Below are 26,195 nucleotides of genomic sequence, written 5' to 3' on the forward strand. Positions count from 1 at the left end.
GGTCAGACTCCCAGCCAATCATCGAGCGTCCGCATGGAGGCGTAGGCGCTCAGGTCCAGCATGATCGGCGAGACGGAGATGTGCCCCCGCATCACCGCTTCGAAGTCGCAGAGCTCTTCGCGCCCCTCTCTCGCTCTATACTCCAGGGGGTGCAGCCCCAGCCAGTAGTACTCCTTACCCCGGGGGTTGCGGTGCAGGTGGGCGTCGTTCGCGTAGAAGCGGTGGCCCGCGTAGGTCACTTTCGTCGCGGCCTCCGTCACCTCCGGCGGGATATTAACGTTAAGGAACTGGCGCGGCGGCAGGGGGAATTCGGACGCGAAGATCTTTTCCACAAGGTCAGAAATAGTCTCCTTCGCCAACGCAAAGTCCGGCAGAGGTTTCTCAAAATCCATCACTTGCGAGACGGCGATGGCCGGGACCCCGTGAAGCACCGCCTCCATCGCCCCGGCCGCCGTGCCGGAGTAGGTAATGTCCTCGCCCATGTTCGAGCCTTTGTTGATGCCGCTGACGACAAGGTCCGGTTTGCGCCCCTCGAACATCGAGTGCAGGGCCAGGTAGATGCAGTCGCTCGGCGTCCCGTCGTCGAGCTTAAAAAAATCGTCGCCGACGCTGATAAAACTGAGCGGGTGCGACAGGGTCAGGGAGTGGCCGCAGGCCGATTTCTCGCTCGAAGGCGCGACAACTGTCACCTGGCCGTGGGGCCGGAGTGCTTCCACCAGCGCCAGCAGCCCTTCCGATTCATAGCCGTCGTCATTGGTGACCAGAATTTGCTTCACGTTGTTTTTCCTTATGGGTTGTGATATTATTATTTTGTATAACTTGATTTTATTCTGAGATCGGAGTCCGTCCCATGCCTATGACACAACAGCATAACGGGGATATACACGTCCCGAAATCTTTTGCAAAACAAGAAGTCGACCTCACCAAGGTCTTTCCCATGCCGGAGGGGTATGAATACCTCTTTCTCGGACTCTATTTTATCACGATCCCCTACGTCGCCGGGCTGCTCTTTCTGTTTATCTTTATCGCCAAGGGGAGTTTCAACAACTTCTTCTCCCTCGATATCGCCATGTTCGCCGCCGTCTGGGCGATCGGGTACGAGGTCTGCGCCGCCGTCGCCCTGACGGTCATCTTCTATAAGATGTTCCGCTACCACCGAACCCACAAAAGCCTCGTCCGGACGAAGGAGCGCAAGACGAAACCCCTGCGCGAGGTGCATAACCTCTCATAGCGCGGTGATATAGAAGCGGTTGACCCCCTCGTCGTAGGCGTAGGCCAGCTGCAGATCGTGGGCGTGCAGGATCGCATCCACCAGGTAGAGCCCCAGCCCGAAGCTGTTGCGCGCCGGGTGCTCCTTCGTAAAAGGCTCCACGTAATAGCGCAGCGGGTGGCGCAGCTTCTCCCCTCTGTTTTCGAAGACGAGTTCTTTGCCCTCCATGCTTATCGCCACCCGTTTGTCCGGCGAATACTTCACGCCGTTGTCGATCATATTTTTGATGACCGTCGCCATCATCGTGAAATCGCAGGCCATCCGCTCGCTGCTGTCGACGTCGACGCTGATCATCTCCGGCTCCAGCATGGACTGGTCGATCGCCTCGTCGATCAGGTCCACCAGCCGGTAGGTCCCGATGTGCTTGTTGCCGAAGCCCGAAGAAGCCTCCTCGATCATCGCGAACTCGTTGATGAGCTGCTCGAGGCGCAGGAAGATATTGTTGAATCGCGCTTTCTGCTTGGGTTCGGCGAGCAGCTCCGCGGAGATCCGACCCTTGGCGATAGGCGTTTTGAGTTCATGCATCACGTTGCGCAGAAAGAGGGTCCGGGATTCGATCAGGGTATTGATGTTCTTGCGCGCCTGCTCGAGCTCGTTGGCGAGGATCGCGATCTCGTTACCCCCTCTCATTTCGAACACGACGTCCCTGTCGCCGCCGGCGTAACGGATCACCCGCTTTGTCAGGATGCGCAGAGGACGGATCCGGCGCCAGATAATGAAGACCGCCCAGGCGATGACGAAGACGATCGTCAGATAGGCGCTGAGCAGATGGGTCGGGAAATAGGGGCGGAGCTGTTCATCCAGCAGCAGGAACCTCCCCTGGGGGGTCTCCAGGAAAAAGTAGATCTTCCCCTCCGACTCCAGCATTGTCGCCCGCAGGTCGCTGACCCGGTCGAGGGCGTGCATCGCCTCGTTGGAGAAGTGCATGGTGCGCACCACCTCCTGGAACCCGACGCGTTTGAGAATATCGGCTTTGTCGAAAACGGCCCGGACCGCCGCGTCCCCCTGAATGTTCGACAACCCGTAGACGGCGAGGTTCGCCTCCAGGATCGCTTCGGAGGTATGCTTCATCATATGCTCGCGGTAGATCTGCGTGATGACGGTGTACTTGTTGAAAATGTTGTCGATGTACTGGGCGCGGTTGTTCTTGTAGAATTCCCAAAAGACGAAGGTGACACTGATCAGCGTCACCGCAAAGGCAAAGAGGATCGTCAGTAAGACGGCATTGCGCCTCATTTGATAAGCTTGTAGCCGATGCCCCGCACCGATTCGATCAGGGATTTGTCGCCGAGCTTGTTGCGGATCCGTCCGACCATGACATCGATGCTCTTGTTCGAGGAGTCTTCGTTGATCGCGTTGACGTTGAGGATGATATCTTCGCGGGAGACGACCATCCCCTCTTTTTTGATCATGAAGGCGAGGATGCCGTACTCCGCGTTGGTCAGATCCAGCGCACGCCCCTTGTAGCTGATCTGCATCGCCCCTTCATCGAGTTTGAAGTCGCTGTGGTGCTCCTGGGCCTGTTTGGCTTCCGTTTTCGCGGCGTACCGGCGCAGCACCGAACTGATGCGGGCTTCGAGTTCGCGTGGGTCGTAGGGTTTGGGGAGGTAGTCATCGGCACCCAGCTCCAGGGCGTTAACCTTGTCGGTGACATCCGAGCGGGCCGAGGAGATGATGATGGGAATGTCCTGGCGTTCGCGGATCGCTTCGCAGACCTCAAGCCCGTCCATCCCCGGCAGGGTCAGGTCGAGGATGACCAGATCGTAGGGTTTGAGTTTGAGAATGCTCAGCGCTTTGAAGGGATCGTCCTCCGTTTCGATCTCGTACCCGAACTGCTCAAGGTACTCGGTCAGGATCTCCGCAAGCTCGAGATCGTCTTCAATCATCAGTATCTTTTTCATGCGAGCATTTTATCCCAGCAGCATTAACTTTTAGCTAACGGTCCCCTAGTGCGGCAGCAGGGCCTCGGCCCCCGTCAGCATGAGGGTGAGATGGTAGGCGACAAAGGCAAGCGTATAGGCCGTCGCCGTCGTAAAGAGGAAAAGATAGATGAAATATTTGATCCCGCCCGCTTCCCGGGTAAAGACGACCGAAGCCGCAAGGCAGGGGAGGTAGAGCATGATCACGACGATGAAGGCGACGGCCGACGCGAAGGGGATATGCGCGCGGATGGCGCTGATGAGGGTCTTGTCCGTTTCCGTCACCCCTTCGCCGACGGCGTAAAGAACGCCGAGGGTCGAAACGACGACCTCTTTGGCCGCCAGTCCCGTCTGCAGGGCGATGGCCATTTTCCAGTCCAGTCCGATCGGGGTAAAGAACGGCTCGATCGCCTTGCCGATGCGTCCCAGGTAGCTCTGTTCGAGCTGGGCCGCATCCGCTTCGACGGTGAGGTGGGACGCTTCGGTCGTGTTGACGGCCTGTTCGATCTTCGCGCTGTAAGCCGCCTCGATCTCATGCGAGTGGGGGTAGCTGCTTAAAAACCAGACCAGCATCGATGCCCCGGCGATGAAAGTCCCCGCTTTGCGCAGGTACATCAGCGTCTTGGTCAGCACCGTGTGCCAGATAAGCTTGACCGACGGCAGGCGGTATTTCGGCATCTCCATGACAAAGGGTTCATCCTGGCCGCGGAAGGCTGTCAGCTTGAGGACCTTCGCCGCGACCAATCCGATCATCGCCCCGGCGATGTAGATGGCGAAAAGGACGTTGCCTGCGATGCTTGGCGCGAAGAAGGCCCCCGTAAAGAGCACGTAGACCGGCAGACGTGCGCCGCAGCTCATGAAGCCGATGATAAAGAGCGTCAGCAGACGGTCGCTGTCGTTTTTCAGGATCCGCGCCGACATATAGGCCGGGATGGAGCAGCCGAACCCCGTCACCAGCGGAATGAAGGACTGCCCATGAAGGCCGAATTTGTGGAAGACGCCGTCAAGCAGGAACGCGACCCGCGACATATACCCCGTCGATTCGAGCAGGGCGATCCCGATAAAAAGGATGATGATATTCGGGGTAAAGAGGACCACGGCCCCGACCCCGGCGATGACGCCGTCGACGACAAGGGAGCGGATATCCGCGTTGGGGATCGTCGCGCCCACCGTTTCACCGAACCAGCCGAAGAAGGCGTCGATCCACTCCATCGGGATATTGCCGATCTCGAAAGTAAGCTGGAAGAGCCCCCACATCAGGAAGAGAAAGATCGGGATACCCAGCACAGGGTGGATAAGGAGGTCGTCCACCCGCTCGGTGAGGCTCTTCTTCTCGATGGGCTGTTCGGTCTGGCGGACCGTTTCCGTGATAACCCCCCGGATGAACGCGGCATACTCCTCGGCGAAAACCTCTTTAACGTCATCCGTATCATGGTGGGTCTCGATGTGCTTGTCCGCTTCAATGAGCAGCGGCTGCAGCTCCGTCCAGAGCGGCAGGTCATGCAGGGTACGGTAGGTCTTCTTCTCATTCTGGAGCAGGTTGATCGCGATGTTGCGGTTGGAGATCGCCGCCTTAAAGCGGTGCTCGTCGAGGTAGGAGGCGATGATATCGATCTCCTCTTCCACGGCCTGGGAGAAGATCAGCTTCGGCTCCTGGTAGGAGGTCTCATGGGTCGCAATCACCGCTTCGATCAGTGTCTCGATCCCCATCTTGGCCGCTGCGGAGACCCGTACCGCGGTGAGGCCGAGCAGTGTCGAGAGGTAGTCGTAGTCGATCCGGATCCCCTCCCGGTCCGCCTCGTCGCTCATATTGAGCGCCAGCACCATCTTCTTGTTCATCGTCATCAGCTCGGCGGTGAGCTGCAGGTTTTTCTCCAGGTTCGTCGAGTCGACGACGTTGATCATCAGGTCATACTCTTCGTTGCACAAAAAGTCGTGGGTCACGCGCTCTTCGATGGAGTAGTCGGTAAAAGCGTAGGTGCCCGGCAGGTCCACGATGGTGAAGTGGTAATCCTTGTAGTCGAAAAAGACCTCGGATTTTTCAACCGTGACCCCGCTGAAATTGCCCACGTGCAGGCGGGCGTCGCTGATGGCGTTGATCAGCATACTCTTGCCGACGTTGGGCTGGCCGACGAGGGCGATGCGGATATGTTTTTCGGTAACGGGACAGACGGGGACGGTGTTAGGCATCGGCAGTGACCTCGATCAGTTCGGCTTCCTCTTTACGCAGGGCAAGGCGCATGCGCCCTATCTTGATCTCAACGGTGCTTTTGGCAGGCGCGAAACCCATCAGCTCCACCCGGGCCCCTTTCATGACCCCGAAGGAGACGAGACGCTGCTTCAGAGGCCCCTGCGCATGCAGCTTTACAATGGTGGCACTGCACCCTTTCATACACTCTGTCAATTTCACTGTTACCCGAGTCCCATCCTGATTGGTTTCTAAATGATAATAAAAATCAAATTAATTTAGACTAAATTAGCGCTGCTAATCCATTGGCCGTATTATACCTGCCCCGCCACCGATTTTTCCGCTTCGTCTGTTATAATGCCGCCATGAAATTTCTTTACCGTGCTGACAACCATTTCAATCTGGCCAACCTCTTTACGATGGTCAATATCGCCAGCGGACTCCTGGCCGTCTATTTCATCAGCCAGAACAACTTTTTTACCGCGATCATCTTTGCCTGGATCGGCGGGGCCTTTGATATTTTCGACGGTAAAATCGCGCGTAAATATGCCCTCTCGAACGAGTTCGGTATCCAGCTCGACTCCTTCGCCGACTTCCTCTCCTTTGTGCTGGTACCCGTCTTTCTGATCTTTCAGGCGGTGTACACGGGACTGGACGGCGCACTGTTGCTGCTCTCAGGTGCCGTCAGCATCTACTACGTCGTCAGCGGCCTGCGCCGCCTGATCCAGTTCAACATCAACGCCGAAGAGGGAAGCGTCGAAAAATACTTTACCGGCGTCCCGACCCCGCTCGGCGCCATTTTGCTCTGGCTGGCCTATCTCACCGCCGCCTATGGCTTTACCAACGCCTACATCGTCATGGGGGCGATGGTCCTGATCGGATGGCTGCTCAACTCGACGGTGAAGGTCCCCCACCCGTAGCCTCCTGCCGGAAGCGGCACTCGCCTACCGTCACCGTCTTCCCCTCTTTCGTCGCCTCCAGCACATACGCGAGGATCCCTTCCGGGTCCGCGCCGCCCATCTCCTCGCTGATGATCCGCAGCGCATCCTCACGCCGGGTCGGCACCCAGCGCGTCTCTTTGACAAAACAGGTCAGCAGGCGCAGGCTGCTCATTCCTCTTCCTCCGTCTGGTGTTTGCCGATTTTCAGGTAAAAGCAGGCGCCTTGTTCGATATTGTCAAAGCTCAGCTCGCCGTTGCAATGCTCCTCGACGATGTTGCGGGCCATGTAGAGCCCGAGGCCGGCGGCACGGTTGTCGCCCTTGGTCGAAAAGTAGGGTTCGAAGATCCGGTCGGCGATGTCCGCCGCCACCCCGCCGGCATTGTCACAGAGGCGGATGACGACGAACTGCCCCGTTTCATAGCACTCGATCTCGATGCGCGGCAGTGCGATCCGCCGTTCGACCAGGGCCTCCTTCGCATTATGAAGCAGGCTGATCAATACCCGGATAATCTCGTTCCGGTAGAGAGAGAGGGTCATCGAGCACTCCAGGCGCGTCTCGACCCGGATATCCGTTTCAGCCAATTCGAGCGCCAGCAGGGAGAGCGCGCTCTGCACGGCTTCGGAGAGATCCACGGCTTCGCGGACGGTATCGGGGCGGAAGAACTCCTGCCACTCCCCCAGGCTTTCGAGCATTGATGTCGCGATCAGTGCCGCGGCTTCCGCCTGCTCCGACCGGTCGCCACCTTTTTCCGGGAGCGTGGCGAGCCGTTGCAGCGGCTCTCGCCAACGGCTTGCGACCAGTCCGACCGTCTCGTCCATGGCATTCGTCAGCGAACGCTGCATCCCCAGGCGGTCGCTGCGGCGCTGCCCCTCCACCGCATCCTCTACCCTGGCATCTACCGTCGCATTGAACTCCTGCAGCGCGTTGTCGCGAAGGCGCACCTGCTCACGGTAGCGCAACAGCAGCGTGTACCCCCAATAGCCGGAAAAAAGAATGGAGAGTAGGACCGTCAGGGTGACAAAGGCAGTGCCGACGATCAAGGTATCCTGCTGCGGGTCGCCATCATACAGCGTATAGAGAATGCTCTCAGCAATGAAGGCGAAGAGCACAGGGATCGTCGCAATCAGCCAGGGGAGCACTCCGTCGCGTTTCATTCCGTCCCCTCATCCTTGCCCGGCAGTGCTTTTTTCGGACTGAGCCCGAGCTTCTTCATCTGTTCTGCGCGGCGGATCAGGTTCCCCTTCCCGCTGGAGAGCTTGTTCATCGCCGCCTCCCACTGTCCCTGGGTTTTGCCGAGCTGGTCGCCGATGCGCTCCATGTCCTCGACGAATCCGACGAACTTGTCATACAGCGCTTCCGCCTGCCGCGCAATCTCCGCGGCGTTTTGCTGCTGCTGCTCGGTCCGCCAGATATTCTCGATGGTGCGCAGCGTCGCCAGCAGGGTCGATGGGCTGACGATGATGATACGGGCATCGTACGCTTTTTTAAAGAGCCCGCTGTCGTTCTGCAGGGCCAGGTGGAACGCCCCCTCGATCGGCATGAAAAGCAGGACGAAATCCAGCGTCCGCATCCCCGGCAGGTTTTCGTAACGCTTTTCGGAGAGCCCTTTGATATGGGCATTGATCGAGACCAGATGCTGGCGGAGCGCTTTGGCTTTCTGCTCGGAGTCGTCGCTGCTCATAAACTGTTCGTAGGCGACAAGGGAGACCTTGGAGTCGATGATGACGCAGCGCTCCTGGGGGAGGAACACGACGACGTCGGGACGCAGCATATTCCCCTTTTCGTCCTTGTAGGTGCCCTGGGTCTCGTACTCGTGGCCCGGACGAAGCCCCGAGCTCTCCAGCACCCGCTCCAGCACGATCTCCCCCCAGTTCCCCTGGGTCTTCGTCTCCCCCTTGAGGGCGTTTGTCAGATTGAGCGCATCCTCGGCGATCCGTTCGTTAAGCACCTTGAGTCGTTCGATCTCGCTTTTGAGCAGGTGGCGTTCCTTGCTCTCTTCGACATATTGGCTTTGTGTCTGCTTGGAGAAAGCGTCGATCTGTTCGCGGAAGGGTTTGAGCAAAAGCTGCAGCTGCTGCTGATTCGCGGCGTCAAAGGTCTTCGCCTTCTGTTCGAAGATCTTATGCGCCAGCCCTTCGAACTGTGCGCCGAGCGCCTGCTTCGCCTCATCGAGCAGGCGGAGCTGCTCCGTATGCTGCTTCTGCGCCTCCTCGTAGCGGGTCTGCAGCACCGCAAAATCGCGTTCCAGGCGCTGGTGGGCCTGCCGGGCGTTTTCGAACTGCAGCGTCCCCGCTTCCACGCTGCCCTGAAGCCGCGCCTCCTCTTTCGCGCGCCACGCCAGCGTATCGTTCAGCCGGATAAGCTCCTGGTCGCGCTGCTGAAGCACCGCCTGCTGCGCTTCGGCGGCCTCCCGCGCCGCCTCCAGGGCCGCCCCCCGCCGGCGCAGAAGCAGCAGCATGTACAGCGCCGCAGCCGCCAGCAGCAGGGCTATCACGAGAGGAACAATCTGGTAAGGGGTCATAGTATCCACGGGCATGCGCTTTTTTTAGATTCTGAATTTTGATATTGATTATAGTGAGAAAATGGTTATGAAAGCGTAAATGAGGCAGCCCGGGGAGGGCTTATTCCGGCAGCAGCGTCAGTTTGAGCACCTCTTCGATCCGTTCGACCGGGACGATCGTCACCACTTCCTTGACCTCGTCCGGGATCTCGTCGAGGTCGCGCTCATAGTTCTTTTTCGGGATGATCGCCGTGTGCATTCCCGCCTTGTGCGCGGCGATCAGTTTCTCCTTGAGCCCGCCGATGGGCAGCACGTTGCCGCTGAGCGACACCTCGCCCGTCATGGCGATCCCGGCGCGCACCGGCTTGTTGCTCAGGATGGAGGCGATCGCCGTGCTCATCGCGATCCCCGCACTCGGCCCGTCCTTGGGCGTTGCGCCGTCGGGGACGTGGATATGGAGGTCGTAGCGCTTGTAGACTTCGCTGGCATCCAGCGTCGTCTGCTCCTCCTGCTCTTTGAAGGTGCGAGGGATAATGGCGTGGTCCACCTTGACCTTGCCGTTGTCGATCTGCGTCTTGACGACGCTCATCGCGATACGCGCGGACTCCTTCATTACCTCGCCGAGGCTGCCGGTGAGCTGCATCTGCCCCTTGCCCTTGATACGGATCGTCTCGATCTTGAGCACATCCCCGCCGACGGCGGTCCAGGCCAGCCCGTTGACGACACCGACGCGGTTGACGTTGTCGGTCTTCTCGATCTCGAAGACCGTCTTGTCCATGAACTCTTTGAGGTTCTTGACCGTCACCGAGACTTTGCCCAGCGTAGGATCTTCCAGGATCATCTTCGCCGATTTGCGGGCGATGTCGGCGATGCGGCGGCGCAGGTTGCGCACCCCGGCTTCCCGGGTGTAGCTGTGGATCAGCTCCTTCATCGCCGGTGCGGAGACCGTCACCTCCTGTTTTTTCAGCCCGTGTTTTTTGAGCTCCTGGGGCAGCAGGTATCGCTTGGCGATCTCAAACTTCTCCTGGGGCGTATAACTGCTCACACCGATAAACTCCATCCGGTCGCGCAGCGGGGCCGGGATCCGACCGACGTCGTTGGCCGTCGCGATGAAGATCACCTGGCTCAGATCGAGGTCGAAGTTGACGAAATAGTCGCGGAAATGGCTGTTCTGTTCGGGGTCAAGAATCTCGAGCAGCGCCGCCGTCGGGTCACCGCGGTGGGACATCCCCACCTTGTCGATCTCGTCCAGGACGACGACGGGGTTCATCTTCTTCGCGTCGATGATCCCCTGCACAACCCGGCCCGGCATCGCGCCGATGTAGGTGCGACGGTGCCCGCGCAGCTCATTGACGTCTTCAAGCCCGCCCAGGGCGATCCGGACCAAGGGGCGTTTGAGGGCGGTGGCAATGGAGTTCGCCAGAGAGGTTTTCCCCACGCCCGGAGGGCCCGCGAAACAGAGAATGGCACTGCCGCCCTTCTGCGCGCTTTTGCCCCGAAGCTCCATCAGCTCTTTGACGGCGAAGAACTCGGAAATCCGCTTCTTCGGTTTTTCAAGGGAGAAGTGGTCCGCATCGAGCTGGGACTCGACGTTCTCGATCTTGAGGGCTTTTTTGGCAAGTTTGCCGAAGGGGATCTCCAGCACCCACTCGAGGTAGCCCTGGATCATCCCCGCGTCGGCGGAGTCGGGGTGCAGGCGCGCATAACGGTCGAGCTGCTTGGAGATCTCTTTGTAAGCGTCTTCACCCATGTGTTCTTTCATCGCTTCGAGCTGCTTGCGATACTCGGCGATCTCCTCTTCGCGCTGGTTGTCGACGCCCAGCTCCTGCTGGATCTCTTTGAGCTGTTCTTTGAGGAAGTACTCTTTGTTGATCTGCTCCATCTTCGTGTTGACTTTGGTGCGGATCTCGCGCTGCAGCTTGCTCGCTTCGATCTCCTCGATCAGGTAGTCGATCAGCAGCAGCAGGCGCTGTTCGGTATCCGCCTCGACGAACATCTCATACGCGCGCTGTTTCGGGAGCTTGACCGTGCTGCAGATCAGGTCGGCAATGCGGTTGTACTCCTGGGTCTCCTCGATGGTGCGCAGCAGGTCCGGCGGGAAGAAGTTGCTCACCTGCGACAGGGCCCGCACCTTTTCGCGCACGACCTCGAGGATCGCGTCCATTTTGATCTCGTTGACAGGCTTGGGGTCGATGGTATCGACCAGCACCCGCAGCGGGTCTTCGCCCCGCGCCTCCATCGCCTTGCCCCGTGCCAGCCCCTGGAAGAGGACCTTCACCCGGCCGTCGGGCAGCGAGACCTTGCGCATAATGGAACCGATCACCCCGGCGTCATGGATGCTCTCGAGGGTGCGTTCGCCCTCCTGCCCCTCCTTCGTGGGACAGACGATGACAAGCGAGTCGTGTTCGATCGCATAGGTCACCGCCGCGATATTCTCATCGTCTTTGAGAAACAGCGGCGAGATCATGAACGGGTAGAGGAACAGCCCGTCTTCAAAAATGACCGGCAGTTCGGTCGGGAAACTAGCATAATGGTCCAGTTGCATTACTCTTCCTTCATATCGGTTCGGTTTTCATCGGCTACGTCATTGTAACTGTGGCGGGAGACAACGCTCTGGGTGTCGGGGATGATGAAGGCGTACCAGCTCGCATGGCCGTCGCCTTCGAAGATCCGCCGGTACCACGCCGTCTGCGCCGGGTCCACTTTTTCCCAGTCGATCCACGGCTGGGGTTTTTTCCCGCGGTAGAACGCGGCGGCTTTCGGTTTGTCAAGCCGGTCGTAGAGCTCCGCGATCGATTCGTTCAGGGCCGCTTCGGCGAGGTAGAGCCGCGTGACCATCGTATCGACGACCGGGGCGTACGTCGAACGGGGGTAGAGGCGCAGGAAACGCTCGCCCTCCGCGATCGCCTCGTTGATCAGCCCCTGGTCGCGGCGCGGGTTCGGCAGAGCCATGTATTTGGCCTTGACCTTCATATACTCGGCGTACTCGCGTTCGGCGGGGGTCGCGTAGCGCTTGATGTATTCGGTCAGGAAATGCTCGGCGAGCAGGTACTCCTCCGACTGCAGGTGTGCGATCGCCATGATCATCGTCGCCTCGGGCAGCAGCGGCGAGCCGATATGCTCGCTCTGCAGGGAGCTGTAGTAGTTGTCCGCCTTGTCGAGGTTGCCGTCGGAAACGGCCGCGACCATCTTCTCGTACCAGTACGCGGCCGGTTTGTTGTATTCGTCAAGTTCTTTGGTACAGCCGCCGAAAAGGACCAGCAGCGTTATCAGGGTTGCAATTGTTTGTTTTATCATTCTCTCCCACACGGGTTCCAAAAAGTGAAGCCATTTTAGCGAAAAAAGTTAAAGGGACGCGCCGCGGCGCTCCCACAAACCAGTACACACCGCAAAAGGCAAAAATTTCGCTATAATTGCATTTAAATTTACCGGGCCCGATCAAACTATCCTTCCTGCTTATTAAGCCGCTTCAGAAAATGCAACTCAATTTTTGATTCACTTCAGTCGCAACGATGGTTTAGCCGTGTCCGTTTCAAGAGAGAAAATGCAGACACCCCCCATCGAAACACAAGACGATACCGTCGCCGCACCAACGGCCTCCTTTGACGATTTCGGGCTCCGCCCGGAGATCCTCCAGAGCATCCGCTACGCCGGTTTCAAAGTCCCCAGTCCCATTCAGCAGCAGGCGATCCCGCTCGTCCTTGAAGGGCGCGACGTCGTCGGCCAGGCCCATACCGGGACCGGGAAAACCGCCGCCTTCGGCCTGCCGACGCTGAACCAGATGGCCCTTGACCGCGGCGTCGAGGCACTTATTATCGTCCCGACCCGCGAACTGGCCAACCAGGTCAGCGACGAGCTCTTCAAATACGGCAAGAAGCTCGGCATTCACACCGTCACCGTCTACGGCGGCAGCTCCTACAACCGCCAAATCGGCCTGATCGAGCGCGGCGCACAGGTCGTCATCGCCACGCCGGGCCGCCTCAAGGATATCCTCGAGCGCAACATGCTCGCCGATTTCGCCCCCTCCACCGTCATCCTTGACGAAGCGGACGAGATGCTTGACATGGGCTTCCTCGACGACATCAACACGATCTTCGACTTCCTGCCGACGGACCGCCAGACCCTGCTCTTTTCAGCCACGATGCCCAAGCCGATCAAGGCCCTTGCCGAACGTATCCTCGTCGATCCCGCCTTTGTCTCCATCACCCAGGAGGAGACAACGAACAAGGATATCGCGCAGCAGTATTACGTCATCGAAGAGAATGAACGCGACGACGCCATCATCCGCCTGCTCGACGCCGAAGAGCTGGAAAAGACCATCGTCTTCTGCCGCACCAAGCGCGAAGTCGACCGCCTCTCCAATGTCCTCTCCTCCGTCGGCTACAACGCCAAGGGACTCCACGGCGATATGGAGCAGCGCCAGCGCGAATCCGTCATCAGGGGCCTCAAAGAGAATGCAATTGACATTCTTGTCGCCACCGACGTTGCCGCACGCGGGATCCATATCAACGACGTCAGCCACGTCATCAACTACCATATCCCCTTCGATCCCGAGAGCTATGTCCACCGCATCGGCCGGACAGGACGCGCGGGCCAGAAGGGGGTCGCGATCACCCTGGTCACCCCGCTTGAGTTCAAAGAGCTGCAGCGCATCCGCAAGATCGTCGGTACCCAGATGGCCCACTCCTTTATCCCGACAAAACAGCAGGTACAGTCCAAACAGATGTCCCGCCTGGTCAACGAGATCGAAACACAGAAGATCTACGATGAAGCGACCGAACTCTTTAACGCGCTGTGCGATGACATGGACCAGACACAGATCGCCTACAAGCTCATCTCGCTGCTGATGAAGAACCTGAACGTCAAAGGACCGCAGACGATCGGTGTCCCCAAACAGCGCCTGGATAAGATCATGGAAGCGATGGAACGCAACGATAGAGGCGGACGTCGCGGCGGCGGCAAACCGCGTCGCGGCGGCTATAACAACAACCGCCGCCGCCAAGGCGGCGAACGCGGCCACGGCGAGTCGAATCAGGGCCGCTCCCGCGGCGGACGCCGCTAGGCCCTAACTGATATTCATCGAGAAGATCGGCAGCAGCATCGCGGTGACGATGAAGCCGATCACCCCCCCTACCAGCAGCATCAGCATCGGTTCCAGCAGCGAGAGGAAAAGCCCGATCTTATCCTTGTTCTCCTCGAAATAGAGTTCGGAGAGGTTCTGCAAAATCGCCGTCACCTCGCTCGTCTCCTCCCCCAGCGCGATCGCCTGGGCAAAAGAGGGATCGATCTCAAACCCCTCCCGCAGCAGGGCATTGGAAAGCTTTGAACCTTCAACGACCCGGTCCGAAGCACCGGCGAACTTGCGCTGGAGCACCTGGTTGTGCAGGACGTTCGCCGAGAGGTTGATCGTCTGCGCGAAGGGCACCCCCGAACGGATCAGCACCGACGCAATATAAGAGAAGCGCCCCAGCTCCGAGGTCTGAACGACCTGCCCGAAAAAGGGGAGTTTCAGCTGCAGCAGATGCACGCCGAACCGGAAAGGGCGGTTGTACTTCATCGCCGAGGCGAAGAGCCCGATCAGCGCCACTATCCCCACCACGAGCCCGATCCAGTGGGCAGTAAAGAAATCCCCCGTTGCAATGACGAACTGCGTGACCGGCGGCAGCTCCTGGTCGAGCTGGTCGAAGATCCCGGTGATCTTCGGAACGACGAAGGTGATCATGAACGCTACCATGAAGATCGAGACGACGATGATAAACGAGGGATAGGCGAAAGCGCTCTTGATCTGCTTGCTGATGCGGTCCTGCTCTTTGAGGAAGATCGCCATCTCCAGCAGAACCTCCTGCAAGATCCCGCTCTCTTCGGAGACGCGGATGGACTGCTTGTAGAACTCCGGCAGGGCCAGGATATTCTGCCGCTCCAGCGCCTGGTAGAAACTTTTCCCCTCGTCGAGCATCGTGATGATACTGCTGAGGAAATTCGTCATCTTCTTGTTTTTCGCATACTGGTTCCGGGCCAGCTTCAGGGCGTTGACAATGGAGATGCCCGATTTGATGTAGATGGAGAGGTCGCGGCTGAGGATGGAGAGCTCATTCGCCCCGGCGACTTTTTTCCGCGAAAAGTTCAGACGGCCGACGGCGGCGCGCTTCTCCGCTTCGAGCTTGGTATAGAAGATCCCCTGGGAACGGAGGCGCTTTTTCGCCTCCTCCAGGTCGGCGGCTTCGAGGACCCCCTTGGTCTTCTTGCCGTCTTGCAACAGGCCCCGATAGGCATATACCATTCTTTCCCCTTAAAAGTCGTAGACCCGTTTGTCGTCGGGTATCAGTTCCGTGCGGTTGTAGGCCGCCGCCGCGTCGTCGAGCGCCTCGAAGCTCCGCGTCGGTTCCCCGTAGGCGTCAAACAGATAGAAGCGCTCTCCCGATTCGACGATATAGCTCGAGCTGCTGTCGTTCGCCCGGAGCCTGAAGGCGAAGCAGACGTTCACGACATCCGTCTCCCCCCGGCGCACAGGGACGAAGGTGAAGGGTACAAACTGGCCGTACCGGTCTTTGCGGTAGACGGTGGGTTCCTGCTTGAAAAGGGTAATATCCGCCCCCTCCACCGGCTGGCCGTCGACAACGACGCTGCACTGCGCACAGGGCTCCGGACAGACGAGTGACACCTCCCCCTGCTCCGTCCGGAAAAGGGAAAGATAGTCGCGCAGCGTCTCCAGCGACACCGTCTCTCTCCCCTCCGTCGGGGCGCGGCCCGTTGTCAGCTTGTTGATGAAAACGCCGTAGAGAATGGCGATCAGTATGACAACCAGCAGCAGTTCAAAGAGGGTAAACCCCCTCCTACTGCTTGATGCACTCGGCATAGGTGATATCTTTGCTCTCCGCGCTGCCGCCCTCTTTACGGTCAGCCCCCAACGAGATCAGGTTGATCCCCTCTTCGCCCGGGACGTAGATGTAACGGTTCTTCCAGGGATCTTTGGGCAGGACGCCGTCTTGGAAATAGCCGCCCGCGCTGTAGTTGGGGTACTTCTCCGCATCCGGGTTCTTCGCCAGAGCCTCCAGTCCCTCCTCCGCGTCGGGGTAACTTCCGTTATCGAGCCGGAACATATCCAGGGCGTTCTTGATCCCCTTCATCTGGACGCAGACGAGTTTCTGTTTCGCCTCTTCGCTCTTGCCGATCAGGTTCGGCATGACCAGCGCCGCCAGCAGCCCCAGAATGATGATGACGATCATCAGCTCCATCAACGTAAACGCCCGGCGGGCCGCACCGCGGTAGACTTTTTTGCTCTGCATGCACATCCTTGGAACCCTTCGCAACATACGGTATCACCCCGCTTCACGAAAGATAATTTTTTCGGCGATTATAGTATACTTAAAATAAACAGAGATAAAATGCTGGTCCAAAGCACGGAAAGAGGTATGATTTGCACCGAAAAGGGATAGCGCTGCTGATGACGCTCGCCTTCGTTACCGCCATCGCAGCCCTGATCGCCGTCGGGGGAAGCATCCTAGAACGGGGCTATAGCCAGACGGAGACGAAAGCCTTCCTCGTGCAGAGCAACACCCTGCTGCCGAGCATCTATGCGATCCTGAAACAGAATACGGGAGACATCAACGACTCCGACACCCTCGATATCCTCTTGAGCGTGCCCCTCTTCTTCGAGAACAAGCGCAACGGGATGATGATGGACATCACCTTCGCTTCGGATGCCGGGAAAGTCAACATCAACCACCTCGTCAAAAGTAACAGCGAGGTTACGGCGGACCCCTATGCCCCCCTCCCCCTCGACCCCGCGGTAGAGGGTTACCTTGAACGTATACTGACCGTTTACAATGTTTCCGATACCATTCTGCTCATTTCCATGGTAGCGGACAGTATTGATATGGACACCAACGAACGTTTTCCGGGCTCTGAACTCAGCCTGAAAAGCCCGGATTTCACCCAGGGGCACCTTTACGACATGCAGCATTTCAAGCAGGTGCTCGACGCCTACAAGCTGCTGACGCAGGATTTCAACATCGACGACATCCCCTGGGAACACCTCATCGGCTTCCGCAATGAGGCCATCGACTTCAACCATATCGAACCCGACACCCTCCACTTCATCGACCCCGCCATCGACCCGGCGACTCTGGCGGAGATCACGACCAAGCGGGTCGCGACCTATGCCTCCCTCGACACCCTGCCCTTCGAACCGGAAACGAAACAGCTGCTGGAGGACCTCGGTGTCGCCTTTTACTCCCCGGACGTGATCGGCACCATGAACCTCCTGAGCAAAACCCGTAAGACGGCGTACACCTTTACCTATAATCTAGCCAACCAGAAAGTGAGCGAAATTGCAGTTTCCAATTAAGTTCCCCCGCTCGGAAACGCCCGTGACCACCCTGCTCCTTGACAAAGAGGCGCAGCCTGTCGACGTTCAGGGGAGGGTCGATCTGGTCCTCTCCCCGTCCCTGTACTGGTTCCGTTCCGAGGCGCTTCCCGTCAAAACGGTCTTCCAGGCCAGAAAACTCGCCCCCTCCGTCTTTGACGCCATTGTCCCGGAGGGCGTCTACAGCTACCATGTGCTCAAGCGCGACGACACTTTCTGGCTTTTTGCCTACAACGAAGAGCAGATCATCGATACCATCGCCCGGTCGGGTATCCGCCCCACCGACGTCCGGCACCTCTATTTCGCTCAGACCGAGTGCGCCGCCCTGGAAACCCCGCTGCGCCTCGGGGGGACACGGATCCTCTCCAGCGTCGACGGCGTCGTCACGGAACTGCCCGCCCGGTATGCCGCCGATGCCGAGGATGCGCGCCATTTCTTCGAGACCCATGCACGCAAAGGGCCCGCCGTCGGCATCACTCTCTACCACAGTGCCCTGCTGGACAAGAAGCAGTTCAAACGCCTCAGCATCGTCGCCGCCGTTTTCGCCCTGCTCTACGGCATCGAATATTTTACGGCCCGCGCCCATCTGGCCAGCGTGCTCGAGGAGCAGGCGAAGATCGCGGACACCTACCGCCTTCCCCAGACCTCCTTTGAGCGCAACGGGCTCATCAGCGCCCTGGAAAAGAAGCAGAAGCGTCAGACCCGGCTGCGGGAGACGGCCAAAGCCCTCTTTGACCTGCCCGCCGATACGGAGAACCACCTGGAACGTCTGACCCTGACCCCGCGCAACCTGACGGTCAGCGCCGTTTTCAAAGAACCGGCGAAGGCCGAGGCGTTCAAAAAAGCGCTCATGCGCATCGGAACCATCTCCTCGGACAAACGCAAGGGCGACACCCTCTACCTGGAGGTGGCGTATGAATAAGATCAATATCGTCTACGTCTTCGGCGCAGCCCTTTTTCTTGCCCTGCTGATGTTCGTACAGAGCAGCCGTACGGAGCACGCCGTCCAGAACGCCCTCAAAGAGAATGCGGAAACGGCACGGTTGGGCAAGCAGATCCGCACCGCGCAGCAGCAGTGGGATGACAGCAAGCAGATACAGCGTCGCATCGACGCCATCTTGATGCAGGGCGAGTTCAAATCTTTTGTGGACCGGAAAAACAAGAACGGACGTACCTACCAGGTACAGTTCACCCCGCTGCCGGCGCAGACCTTTGACCGCCTGACGACGAAACTCTTCAACACCCCGGTCACGATCTCGAAAATGACCGTCAGCCGGGGGAGCGACCAAAACGTCAGCCTGAGCGTGGAGTTTGCCCTATGAGCCGCCTGAAGATGCCCCTGTTCTACAGCGTTGCCTTCGTGCTCTTCCTCCTCGTTTTCCTGCCGAAGACGGCCCTCTACCACGCGGCGGAGGAGCAGATCAAGCCCTTCGGCCTCGCCGTCGCCGACGAAACCCCGGTAGACCGCGGGTTCGACTTCGTCCTCAGGGGCGGCAGCCTCTACTTCGAGGATCTGCACGTCGCAGACCTCGAACGGATCACCGTGACCCCCTGGCTGCTTTACAACACTGTCCGTATCGCCCCTTTTGCGTTCAGTCCGGATATGGAGGGGTTCACCCCGACCGGCGTCGACGGCTTCAGCGTCACCTACTCCGTGCTTGATCCGCTGCATATCCGCCTCGAGGGTTCGGGGGCATTCGGCAGCGTTACCGGCCAGGTCGCCCTGATGGAGCGCAAGGTGACGATGGACCTGATCCCCTCCGCCGCCCTGCGCGCCAAGCATCCCTTCTGGCTGAAACAGCTGCGAAGCATCGAAGGAGGGGCATACCGCTATGAAACAACGTATTAATCCGCTCTGGGTACGGCGCTTCATCGTTCTGGCCATCCTCGCCGCCGTCGCCAAAGCCCTGATGCTCGTACTGGCAACGCAGCTGCCCTACGGGGGCGTAGAGCCGACCGTCGCCGCGGGGGAGAGCCTCAGCTACTCCCGCTACACCCCCTCGCGTCTCTTCGGGATCGAAGCGCACAAAGCCGCGCCGAAAAGCGGCGGCAAGCAGACCGAGGTCTACCGCCTCGACGCTCTGACGCTCCGGGGGATCTACCTCGAGGCGCACAACGCCTTCATCCTCGTCGAAGAGGGTGTGAAGACCGAGCTGTTCTCTATCGGCGACCGCTACAAGCGCTACACCCTCGTCGACATCCTCCCCGACAAAGCGATTTTCGAAAAAGACGGGCAGCGCTATGCCCTTGCCTTCAAAGAGGAGAACATGGGGCCTATCGCAACCGCCCCCGTGCCGTCATCATCCGTTGTCACCCAAAACGGCTTCACCTCCATCAAACGCAAGGAAGTGCGCTACTACTCCGAACATTTCGACGCGATCTGGCAAAACATCAAAATCCAGGAGGTCTACCGGAACAAGAAGCTCACCGGCTTCGAGGTCAAATGGATCAAAAAGGATTCGATCTTTGCTAAAATGGGACTACAGGAGCACGACATCATTACCGGCATCAACGGCAAACCCCTCACCTCCGTGGCAGAGGTGCTAAAGCTCTACAAGAACATGGACCAGATCGACAACCTGACTCTGGATATCCAGCGAAACAACACAGAAAGGCAGCTTGACTATGCAATTTACGACTAAACTCCTCACCCTGCTCATCGCGGGGACCCTGGCATTCGGCACTGCCGCGGCCGCACGCGAACAGGTCAATCTGAAGCTCCAGGACATCAAGATCGAGGAGCTGATCAAGATGGTCGGCAAAGCCAACGGCAAGAATATCCTGCTGGACAAGCCGATCCCCGGCACCGTCAACTTCGTCTCCTCCACCCCCATCTACAAAGACGAACTCTTTACGATTCTGCTCTCCGTCCTGAACAGCAAGGGCTTCACCATGGTGCAGGAGGGCAGCTACCTGAAAATCGTCCGCCAGAACGTTGCCGTCAAGGAGAACCTGCCGATTAATGCCCGCAGCGGTTCGGCGCTGATGCAGACGCGCTTTATCTCCGCCAAAAACGAGAACATCGACGTGATCGCGGCAAAGGTCCGCCAGTTCCTCTCCCCGGCCGGCAAACTGCTGACGATCAAAGAGAACAACATGATGATCGTCAGCGACACCCCGGGCAATATCGGCGTCATCGAAACGATCGTCAAAAAGATCGACCGGGATCAGGCCAAAGACGTCCGCGCCGAATTTATCCCGCTCTCCAGTGCCAAAGCGAGCCGCCTGGCCGCCTCCATCACCAAGATCGCCAAAGCGATCATCAACCAGAAAGTCGAGAACAACAAGGTGGAGATCCTCAGCGACGACGCCACCAACGCCATTATTATTCTCGCGACCCAGGAAAACATCGACAAGTTGACCCCGCTCATCAGCCGCCTCGATGAAAAAGACGACTCGACCAATCAGCGTCTGACGATCATCCCCCTCGAGAACAGCGAAGCCAAGAACGTCGTTGCTTCCCTGCAGGCGGTACTGGACAAGAAAAAGTATGCCAAAGAGGCCGACAAGCCTACGGTGAGCGTCTATGACGAACTTAATGCCCTCGTCGTCTCCGGGCTGGAATCCGACATCAACGATATCCGTGCCATGATCAAAGTCCTCGACGTCGAAAAGCCGCAGGTCTTCGTCAAAGCCCGGATCATCGAGATCAACCAAAACATGGCCGACAGTATCGGTGTCAAATACGGTCTCGCGGGCGGGGCCGTCACCGATGCCGGCCTCTTCACCTTCGCCGCCGACCTCGGCGGCGCGGCCATCGCCTTCGACGGCGGCGGGCTGATCAATCTCAGCAGCGCCACCTTCGACTCGGGAATCGCCTTCGGCGCCACGATCGACTTCCTTGCCAGCAACGGCGCGGCGAACACCCTGTCGCAGCCGACCCTGCTCTGTGTGAACAACCAGGAGTCCTCCATCTACGTCGGGCGCACGGAGCCCATCGTCACCTCCACCGCCCAGGCCGCCGATACCACCTCCGTCGCGCGCAACACCTACACCCGCGAAGATATCGGTCTGACCCTCAAGATCAAGCCGCGCCTCTCCCAGGGGAACAAGGTGACCCTGATCACGACGGCCAAGCTTGAGGACATTCTCAACAGCTCCGTCGCGGGGCTTCCGAGCACGACCAAGCGCGAAGTCGTCACCACCGCCATTGTCGGCAACGGCGAAAGCGTCATCATCGGGGGGCTTATCTACGACAAGAACCGCGACGAAGCGCAGGGGATCCCCTACCTGCGCGACATCCCGCTCATCGGCGGCCTCTTCGACTGGCGATACAGTACGCACGAGAAGATCAACCTCGTCATCGTCCTGACGCCGTTTATCGTCCGCAACAGTGACGAGATGACGAAGATACGCAAACTGCTCCAGGAACTTGACGGTATCCAGGACGAATATGAGAAACTGATTGAGCAGAAACTCGAAGAGCGCAAAGAAGAGCTCGATAAGGATGCCTCCGACAGCAACACGAACGATGCTTCCCAGACATCCGCGTCCGACAGTGCCCTCTCCGTCATCACGCCGGCCAAGCGATAACCATGCTGAACATACCCGAACTCGAAGGGGTCGACCTCAAACCCCACCCGCTTGAGTCCGTCGACCTGAACCTCAGCCTGCGCAGCTACGTGCTCTTCAGTGAGATCGACGGCGAGGTCCATATCGTTCTCGGGCGGGCACACCTCTCCCAATCCTTCGATTTCCTGGCCAAGTTCGACCTAGACCTCCCCCTCGTCATCGTCGATGCCGACTCCTTCGACCGCCTCTACAACAAGTTCCTCGAGATCCGGACCGACTCCGAGCTCAGCGGGATCGAACAGGAGCAGGAGGAGATCGAAGAGGAGGAGATGTCGCTTTCGGACTTCCTGCACACCTCCTCGGACCTGCTGACCAGCGAAGAGTCCGCGCCCGTCATCAAATTCGTCAACGCCCTCTTCTATCAGGCCGTCAAACAGCGCGCCTCGGATATCCACGTCGAGGTACACGAATACAAAGGAGAGGTGCGCTTCCGCGTGGATGGGGCCCTCGTCAAGCACGCCGACATCGAGAAACGGGTCGCCAACCTGATCATCAGCCGTATCAAAGTCATCTCCAACCTCGACATCGCCGAGAAACGTGTCCCCCAGGACGGCCGTACCCACGTCAAGATCGCAGGGAAGACCCTCGATGTCCGGGTCTCCGTCCTGCCGACCTACTACGGCGAGCGGGTCGTTATGCGGATGCTGATGCAATCCGAGGATATCCCCCATCTCGAGGGGCTCGGCTTCGACCACGCACTGACACGGCAGCTTGACGAGATGCTCAAGCACTCCCACGGCATCATCCTTGTCACGGGACCGACGGGGAGCGGGAAGTCGACGACGCTGCACGCCTTTTTGCAACAGGTCGCGACCCCCGATATCAACATCATCACCGTCGAAGACCCCGTCGAGTACAAGGCCGACAACATCAACCAGGTCCAGACCAACGCCAAAGCGGGCCTTACCTTCGCCTCGGGACTGCGCTCCATCCTGCGCCAGGACCCCGATGTCGTCATGGTCGGGGAGATCCGCGACAGCGAAACGGCCGAGATCGCCATCCAGGCCGCACTGACCGGCCACCTGGTCTTCTCGACGCTGCACACCAACAACGCCACCGCCTCCATTACCCGTCTCGTCGATATGGGCATAGAGCAGTTCCTCATCAGCTCTTCGCTGCTGGGGGTCCTCGCCCAGCGCCTCGTGCGCAAACTCTGCCCCGAGTGCAAACAGCAGTGCGTCCTCGCCGACGAGTATGCCGAAGAGCTCGACCTGCCCCAAGGAGCCGTTGTCTTCGAGGAGCAGGGCTGCAAAGCGTGCAACTACACGGGGTACGCCGGCCGCCAGGCGATCGGGGAGTTCTTCGAAATGACCGATGAACTCGTCGCGATGCTCAAGGACCGGGTCAACGACCACGACCTCCGGGCCAAGGCGATCGCCCTGGGGATGACCCCGCTCTCCAGCCAGCTCAAAACCCTGCTGCTGAACGGAACGACATCCCTGCACGAGATCATCCGCGTCGGGGTCAAGGACGCCTGATGCGTCCCGCCTTCACCCTCGTCGAAGTGCTGGCCGCCGTCGCGATTGCAGCGATCGCGGGGGCGGCCCTGCTGAAAATGAACAGTTCAAACCTCTTCTTCCTCGGCCAGCTCGAACAGACCTCACGCATGACCGAAGATCTCGCCGTCGCAGCCCTGCATGCCGACAAACGCTTCCACCGCAGTGATAAGGCGTTGTATGACCTGCTACGCGACAGCTACACCATCGCGAACGACGATCTGCGTGCCTACCTGAAATCCCAGCAGTTCCGCTACACGGAAACCCTGGTCGATACCATCTCATTCGATACCGGGACACTGACCGAAGGTACAGGATCGGGCGAGGAGTTCGATGCCAGGGACATCGAGGCCGCCGGTGCCGTGCCGCCGATCCAGTTCGAACTTATCCAGGTGACACTCAGTGCCGAACGCCGGCACGGTTCCATGCTCACCATCAGGCCCATCTCCCAATGAAACGCACCGCCTTTACCCTGATGGAACTGCTGATCTCCGTCGTCCTGATCGCCATGCTGGCCCTTTTCCTCTACGGGGCCCTTGGGGGAAGCCGCGCCAGCAATCAGACCATGCAGCGCCATGCCGATGCGGAGGCCAAACGGCTCAAACAGTTTACCCTGCTCTACCGCGACTGCGTCGAGTCCTACGCCTTCGGCGTACTCTCCACCAACGACAAGCACTACCAGGTGCTGCAGTTGCAGACAAAGAACTCCCTCTACGGCATTGCCGCGCCGTATGTGACCTACTTCGTCCATGCGGAGACCCTGCAGCTTGTGCGCCTGGAAGCCGCCTTTCCCATTACCCTGCCCGTACCCTACGATGACAAGGAACGCATCCACATCAACGTCATCGACAGCGATGTGACCGACTTTAATATCTATACAGGGAAAGTGAAAGAGACGCAGGATCAGAATAGCACCACCGCAGCGGGCGATTCTGCGGCTGCCGCCGCGGGGACAGAGGGGTCTACAGCAGCACTGGAGGGGGGAGCCCGCACGATAAAATCCCACCTGCTCTATCTGAAAACCAAGGGGACGCAGCAACCGCTGCTGATGGAGCTTGCTTTCTAAGAGGCCTTACGCTTCCTGAAGGGTTTTGCGAATCCGCTCCGCAAGCTGTTCGGGGCGCAGCCCCAAGGACGCTTCCACTTTGAGCGTCGCGCCGTGGGTGATGAAGGCGTCTGCGTATTCGAAGCTTTGCAGACGAACATCTCCGATCTCTTCCGCAGCAAGCCACTCCAGCAGGGCACTTCCCACGCCGCCCGCGGCGGCAGAATCGCTGAAGACGTACCAGCGCTTGTGTCGGGCCGAGAGCATCCGGAGCAATTCCGCATCGAGGGGCTTGGCGAAGCGCAGGTCCAGCAGGGCCGCAGGCATCCCGAGCTGTGAGAGGGTCTGCGCCGCGCGGCCGACCCCGTTACCGTACCCGATCAGCAACAGATCGCTCTGCGCTTCAATCAGCAGCTCCGCCTTGCCGTATTCAAAGGGCGCCGATTCCGGCAGCTCCGCCTCCAAAAATGCGCCCCGGGGGTAGCGCAGACCCAGCGGGCGGTCAAAGGCCGCCGCGAAGGCCACGGCCTGATGCATCGACTTTTCGTCCCGCGGCGCGCAGAGCGTCATGTTCGGGATCGCACGCAGGAAACTGATATCAAAGGCGCCCTGGTGCGTCTCGCCGTCTTCGCCGACGATCCCCGCACGGTCCATCGCGAACACGACCGGGAGGTCCATCAGGCAGACGTCGTGGATCACCTGGTCGTACCCGCGCTGTAAAAAGGTGGAGTAGATCGTACAGAAGGGCTTGAACCCCTCTTTGGCCAATGCGCCCATCGACGTCACGGCGTGCTGCTCGGCAATCGCCACGTCCCAGAAACGGTCGGGATACTTCTCGAGTAGGGGCGTCAGGCCGGTGCCGCTCGGCATCGCCGCCGTGACGCCGACGACCTTCTCATCACGGTCGGCCTGATGCATCAGTGCCTCGGTGTAGATCTGTGTCGCACTCTTGCTTCCCCCGCTTTTCTTCCGCGAGATGCCGCTGTCGATATCAAAAGGACCGACACCGTGCCACTGTTCGTGCTGACCCTCGGCGATCTTGTACCCTTTGCCTTTGACGGTCTGGGCATGGATGATCACCGGTTTGCCCATTGCACGGGCCGTCTCGAAGGTCTCGACAAGACGCTTGATATCGTGACCGTCGACGGGGCCGATATACTCTATGCCCATCTCCTCGAAAATGATGCCCGGCGTGATCAGCTTGAACGACTCTTCAAAGCGCTTGGCCAGGTAGTGCGCCCCTTCGCCGAAATGGTCCACGAAGGTCTCCGTGCCGCGTTTGATCTTCTGGTAGAGCGGGCTCGCCATGGCGGAGCTGAGCATGCGGCTCACGGCCCCGATCGGCTTGGCGATGCTCATCTCGTTATCGTTGAGAATGATCACCATCGGGTATTCGCGCTCGCCCAGTTCGTTGAGCGCCTCATAGGCCATCCCCGCGCTCAGCGCCCCGTCGCCGATCATCACGACGGGAATCCGCTCGTGCTGCTCCTGCTTGAGCGCGATCGCCTTCGCCGCGCCGACGCCGAGGGAGATGGAGGTGGAGGAGTGTCCCGCGACATAATAGTCATGCTCGCTCTCCTTGGGCTTCGTGTAGCCGCTGAGGCCGTCGAACTGGCGCAGGGTGGCAAACTCCTCCCAACGCCCCGTCAGCAGCTTATGGGCGTAGGCCTGATGGGAGACATCGAAAATAAAGGGGTCTTTGGATGAATCAAACACCGCATGCATCGCCACGATCAGCTCGGTCGCCCCCAGGGTGGAGCTCAGGTGTCCGCCGTTGGTACTGACCACGTCCAGGATCCGTTCCCGGATCGCGCGGCACTGTGCCTCAAGCGCTTCATAATCGTGCAATGGTTTTTGATTCATCCTATCCTCGTACAATGGCCTCTCCCTGAAAAAGG

General features: G+C 59.2%; 26 protein-coding genes. 12 read left to right on the forward strand and 14 right to left on the reverse strand.

Annotated elements, in window-relative coordinates; translation table 11 throughout:
- Window positions 1-2: 2 nt before the first annotated feature.
- Window positions 3-776 (reverse strand): 5'/3'-nucleotidase SurE, encoded by a 774-nt coding sequence (surE, locus tag WCY31_RS10640; protein ID WP_345972360.1) that lies wholly within the window; start codon window positions 774-776, stop codon window positions 3-5.
- Window positions 777-850: 74 nt separating this feature from the next.
- Here surE and WCY31_RS10645 point away from each other — a divergent pair, with 74 nt between their 5' ends.
- Complete coding sequence (locus WCY31_RS10645) at window positions 851-1,231, forward strand: hypothetical protein (RefSeq protein ID WP_345972362.1); 381 nt, start codon at window positions 851-853, stop codon at window positions 1,229-1,231.
- On the opposite strand, the gene WCY31_RS10650 is transcribed toward WCY31_RS10645, so the two are convergent.
- The 4 genes from WCY31_RS10650 to WCY31_RS10665 are packed head-to-tail and all read right to left on the reverse strand — an operon-like array spanning window position 1,226 to window position 5,599.
- Entirely contained in the window at window positions 1,226-2,506 is a 1,281-nt protein-coding gene (locus WCY31_RS10650) for an ArsS family sensor histidine kinase (RefSeq protein ID WP_345972363.1), read from the reverse strand. The genes WCY31_RS10645 and WCY31_RS10650 overlap by 6 nt on opposite strands.
- Entirely contained in the window at window positions 2,503-3,171 is a 669-nt protein-coding gene (locus WCY31_RS10655; protein ID WP_231019090.1) for a response regulator transcription factor, read from the reverse strand. The genes WCY31_RS10650 and WCY31_RS10655 overlap by 4 nt, the downstream gene beginning before the upstream one ends.
- 45 nt (window positions 3,172-3,216) lie before the next feature.
- Window positions 3,217-5,379, reverse strand: a complete 2,163-nt coding sequence (gene feoB, locus WCY31_RS10660; RefSeq protein ID WP_345972365.1) for a ferrous iron transport protein B — start codon at window positions 5,377-5,379, stop codon at window positions 3,217-3,219.
- Window positions 5,372-5,599 (reverse strand): FeoA family protein, encoded by a 228-nt coding sequence (locus WCY31_RS10665; protein ID WP_231019093.1) that lies wholly within the window; start codon window positions 5,597-5,599, stop codon window positions 5,372-5,374. Before WCY31_RS10665 ends, feoB begins: the two co-directional genes overlap by 8 nt.
- A 143-nt stretch (window positions 5,600-5,742) precedes the next feature.
- On the opposite strand from WCY31_RS10665, the gene WCY31_RS10670 reads away from it, so the two are divergent.
- Window positions 5,743-6,297 (forward strand): CDP-alcohol phosphatidyltransferase family protein, encoded by a 555-nt coding sequence (locus WCY31_RS10670; protein ID WP_345969794.1) that lies wholly within the window; start codon window positions 5,743-5,745, stop codon window positions 6,295-6,297.
- On the opposite strand, the gene WCY31_RS10675 is transcribed toward WCY31_RS10670, so the two are convergent.
- The 5 genes from WCY31_RS10675 to WCY31_RS10695 form a co-directional block, all read right to left on the reverse strand.
- Window positions 6,266-6,490, reverse strand: coding sequence for a hypothetical protein (locus tag WCY31_RS10675; protein WP_345969795.1), 225 nt, complete (start codon window positions 6,488-6,490; stop codon window positions 6,266-6,268). The genes WCY31_RS10670 and WCY31_RS10675 overlap by 32 nt on opposite strands.
- Window positions 6,487-7,473 (reverse strand): HAMP domain-containing sensor histidine kinase, encoded by a 987-nt coding sequence (locus WCY31_RS10680; protein WP_345972366.1) that lies wholly within the window; start codon window positions 7,471-7,473, stop codon window positions 6,487-6,489. The genes WCY31_RS10675 and WCY31_RS10680 overlap by 4 nt, the downstream gene beginning before the upstream one ends.
- Window positions 7,470-8,855, reverse strand: a complete 1,386-nt coding sequence (locus WCY31_RS10685) for a DNA recombination protein RmuC (RefSeq protein ID WP_345972367.1) — start codon at window positions 8,853-8,855, stop codon at window positions 7,470-7,472. Before WCY31_RS10685 ends, WCY31_RS10680 begins: the two co-directional genes overlap by 4 nt.
- A gap of 85 nt (window positions 8,856-8,940) precedes the next feature.
- Entirely contained in the window at window positions 8,941-11,364 is a 2,424-nt protein-coding gene (gene lon / locus WCY31_RS10690; RefSeq protein ID WP_345972368.1) for an endopeptidase La, read from the reverse strand.
- Window positions 11,364-12,116, reverse strand: coding sequence for an outer membrane protein assembly factor BamD (locus tag WCY31_RS10695; protein WP_345969798.1), 753 nt, complete (start codon window positions 12,114-12,116; stop codon window positions 11,364-11,366). The genes lon and WCY31_RS10695 overlap by 1 nt, the downstream gene beginning before the upstream one ends.
- A 247-nt stretch (window positions 12,117-12,363) precedes the next feature.
- Here WCY31_RS10695 and WCY31_RS10700 point away from each other — a divergent pair, with 247 nt between their 5' ends.
- Window positions 12,364-13,881, forward strand: coding sequence for a DEAD/DEAH box helicase (locus WCY31_RS10700; protein WP_345969799.1), 1,518 nt, complete (start codon window positions 12,364-12,366; stop codon window positions 13,879-13,881).
- A 3-nt stretch (window positions 13,882-13,884) separates the two neighbouring features.
- Here the strand turns inward: WCY31_RS10700 and WCY31_RS10705 are convergent, their stop codons facing one another.
- The 3 genes from WCY31_RS10705 to gspG are packed head-to-tail and all read right to left on the reverse strand — an operon-like array spanning window position 13,885 to window position 16,105.
- Entirely contained in the window at window positions 13,885-15,099 is a 1,215-nt protein-coding gene (locus WCY31_RS10705; RefSeq protein WP_345969800.1) for a type II secretion system F family protein, read from the reverse strand.
- A 9-nt stretch (window positions 15,100-15,108) separates the two neighbouring features.
- Window positions 15,109-15,675 (reverse strand): type II secretion system protein, encoded by a 567-nt coding sequence (locus tag WCY31_RS10710; protein WP_345972369.1) that lies wholly within the window; start codon window positions 15,673-15,675, stop codon window positions 15,109-15,111.
- Window positions 15,653-16,105, reverse strand: a complete 453-nt coding sequence (gene gspG / locus WCY31_RS10715) for a type II secretion system major pseudopilin GspG (RefSeq protein ID WP_345969802.1) — start codon at window positions 16,103-16,105, stop codon at window positions 15,653-15,655. Before gspG ends, WCY31_RS10710 begins: the two co-directional genes overlap by 23 nt.
- Window positions 16,106-16,236: 131 nt before the next feature.
- On the opposite strand from gspG, the gene WCY31_RS10720 reads away from it, so the two are divergent.
- Genes WCY31_RS10720 through WCY31_RS10760 form a run of 9 tightly spaced genes read left to right on the forward strand, consistent with a single transcriptional unit; the run spans window position 16,237 to window position 24,318 of the window.
- On the forward strand, window positions 16,237-17,166 hold the full coding sequence (locus tag WCY31_RS10720; RefSeq protein ID WP_345972371.1) for a hypothetical protein: 930 nt from the start codon (window positions 16,237-16,239) through the stop codon (window positions 17,164-17,166).
- Between the two features lie 22 nt (window positions 17,167-17,188).
- Entirely contained in the window at window positions 17,189-18,106 is a 918-nt protein-coding gene (locus WCY31_RS10725; protein WP_345972373.1) for a hypothetical protein, read from the forward strand.
- The gene (locus WCY31_RS10730) at window positions 18,099-18,506 is read left to right on the forward strand and encodes a hypothetical protein (protein WP_345972374.1); all 408 of its coding nucleotides are present in this window, start codon (window positions 18,099-18,101) and stop codon (window positions 18,504-18,506) included. The genes WCY31_RS10725 and WCY31_RS10730 overlap by 8 nt, the downstream gene beginning before the upstream one ends.
- Complete coding sequence (locus WCY31_RS10735) at window positions 18,503-19,033, forward strand: hypothetical protein (RefSeq protein WP_345972376.1); 531 nt, start codon at window positions 18,503-18,505, stop codon at window positions 19,031-19,033. The genes WCY31_RS10730 and WCY31_RS10735 overlap by 4 nt, the downstream gene beginning before the upstream one ends.
- On the forward strand, window positions 19,017-19,826 hold the full coding sequence (locus WCY31_RS10740; RefSeq protein WP_345969807.1) for a PDZ domain-containing protein: 810 nt from the start codon (window positions 19,017-19,019) through the stop codon (window positions 19,824-19,826). The genes WCY31_RS10735 and WCY31_RS10740 overlap by 17 nt, the downstream gene beginning before the upstream one ends.
- Window positions 19,810-21,717: a type II secretion system secretin GspD gene (gspD, locus tag WCY31_RS10745; protein ID WP_345972378.1), complete on the forward strand. Its 1,908-nt coding sequence runs from the start codon at window positions 19,810-19,812 to the stop codon at window positions 21,715-21,717. Before WCY31_RS10740 ends, gspD begins: the two co-directional genes overlap by 17 nt.
- Window positions 21,718-21,719: 2 nt before the next feature.
- Window positions 21,720-23,234 (forward strand): GspE/PulE family protein, encoded by a 1,515-nt coding sequence (locus tag WCY31_RS10750; protein ID WP_345969809.1) that lies wholly within the window; start codon window positions 21,720-21,722, stop codon window positions 23,232-23,234.
- On the forward strand, window positions 23,234-23,707 hold the full coding sequence (locus tag WCY31_RS10755) for a prepilin-type N-terminal cleavage/methylation domain-containing protein (protein ID WP_345969810.1): 474 nt from the start codon (window positions 23,234-23,236) through the stop codon (window positions 23,705-23,707). Before WCY31_RS10750 ends, WCY31_RS10755 begins: the two co-directional genes overlap by 1 nt.
- Window positions 23,704-24,318: a type II secretion system protein gene (locus tag WCY31_RS10760; RefSeq protein ID WP_345972380.1), complete on the forward strand. Its 615-nt coding sequence runs from the start codon at window positions 23,704-23,706 to the stop codon at window positions 24,316-24,318. Before WCY31_RS10755 ends, WCY31_RS10760 begins: the two co-directional genes overlap by 4 nt.
- A 6-nt stretch (window positions 24,319-24,324) precedes the next feature.
- Here the strand turns inward: WCY31_RS10760 and dxs are convergent, their stop codons facing one another.
- The gene (gene dxs / locus WCY31_RS10765; RefSeq protein WP_345972381.1) at window positions 24,325-26,160 is read right to left on the reverse strand and encodes a 1-deoxy-D-xylulose-5-phosphate synthase; all 1,836 of its coding nucleotides are present in this window, start codon (window positions 26,158-26,160) and stop codon (window positions 24,325-24,327) included.
- Between the last annotated feature and the right edge of the window lie 35 nt (window positions 26,161-26,195).

This window comes from Sulfurimonas sp. HSL3-1 (assembly GCF_039645995.1).
Lineage (GTDB): Bacteria > Campylobacterota > Campylobacteria > Campylobacterales > Sulfurimonadaceae > Thiomicrolovo > Thiomicrolovo diazotrophicus.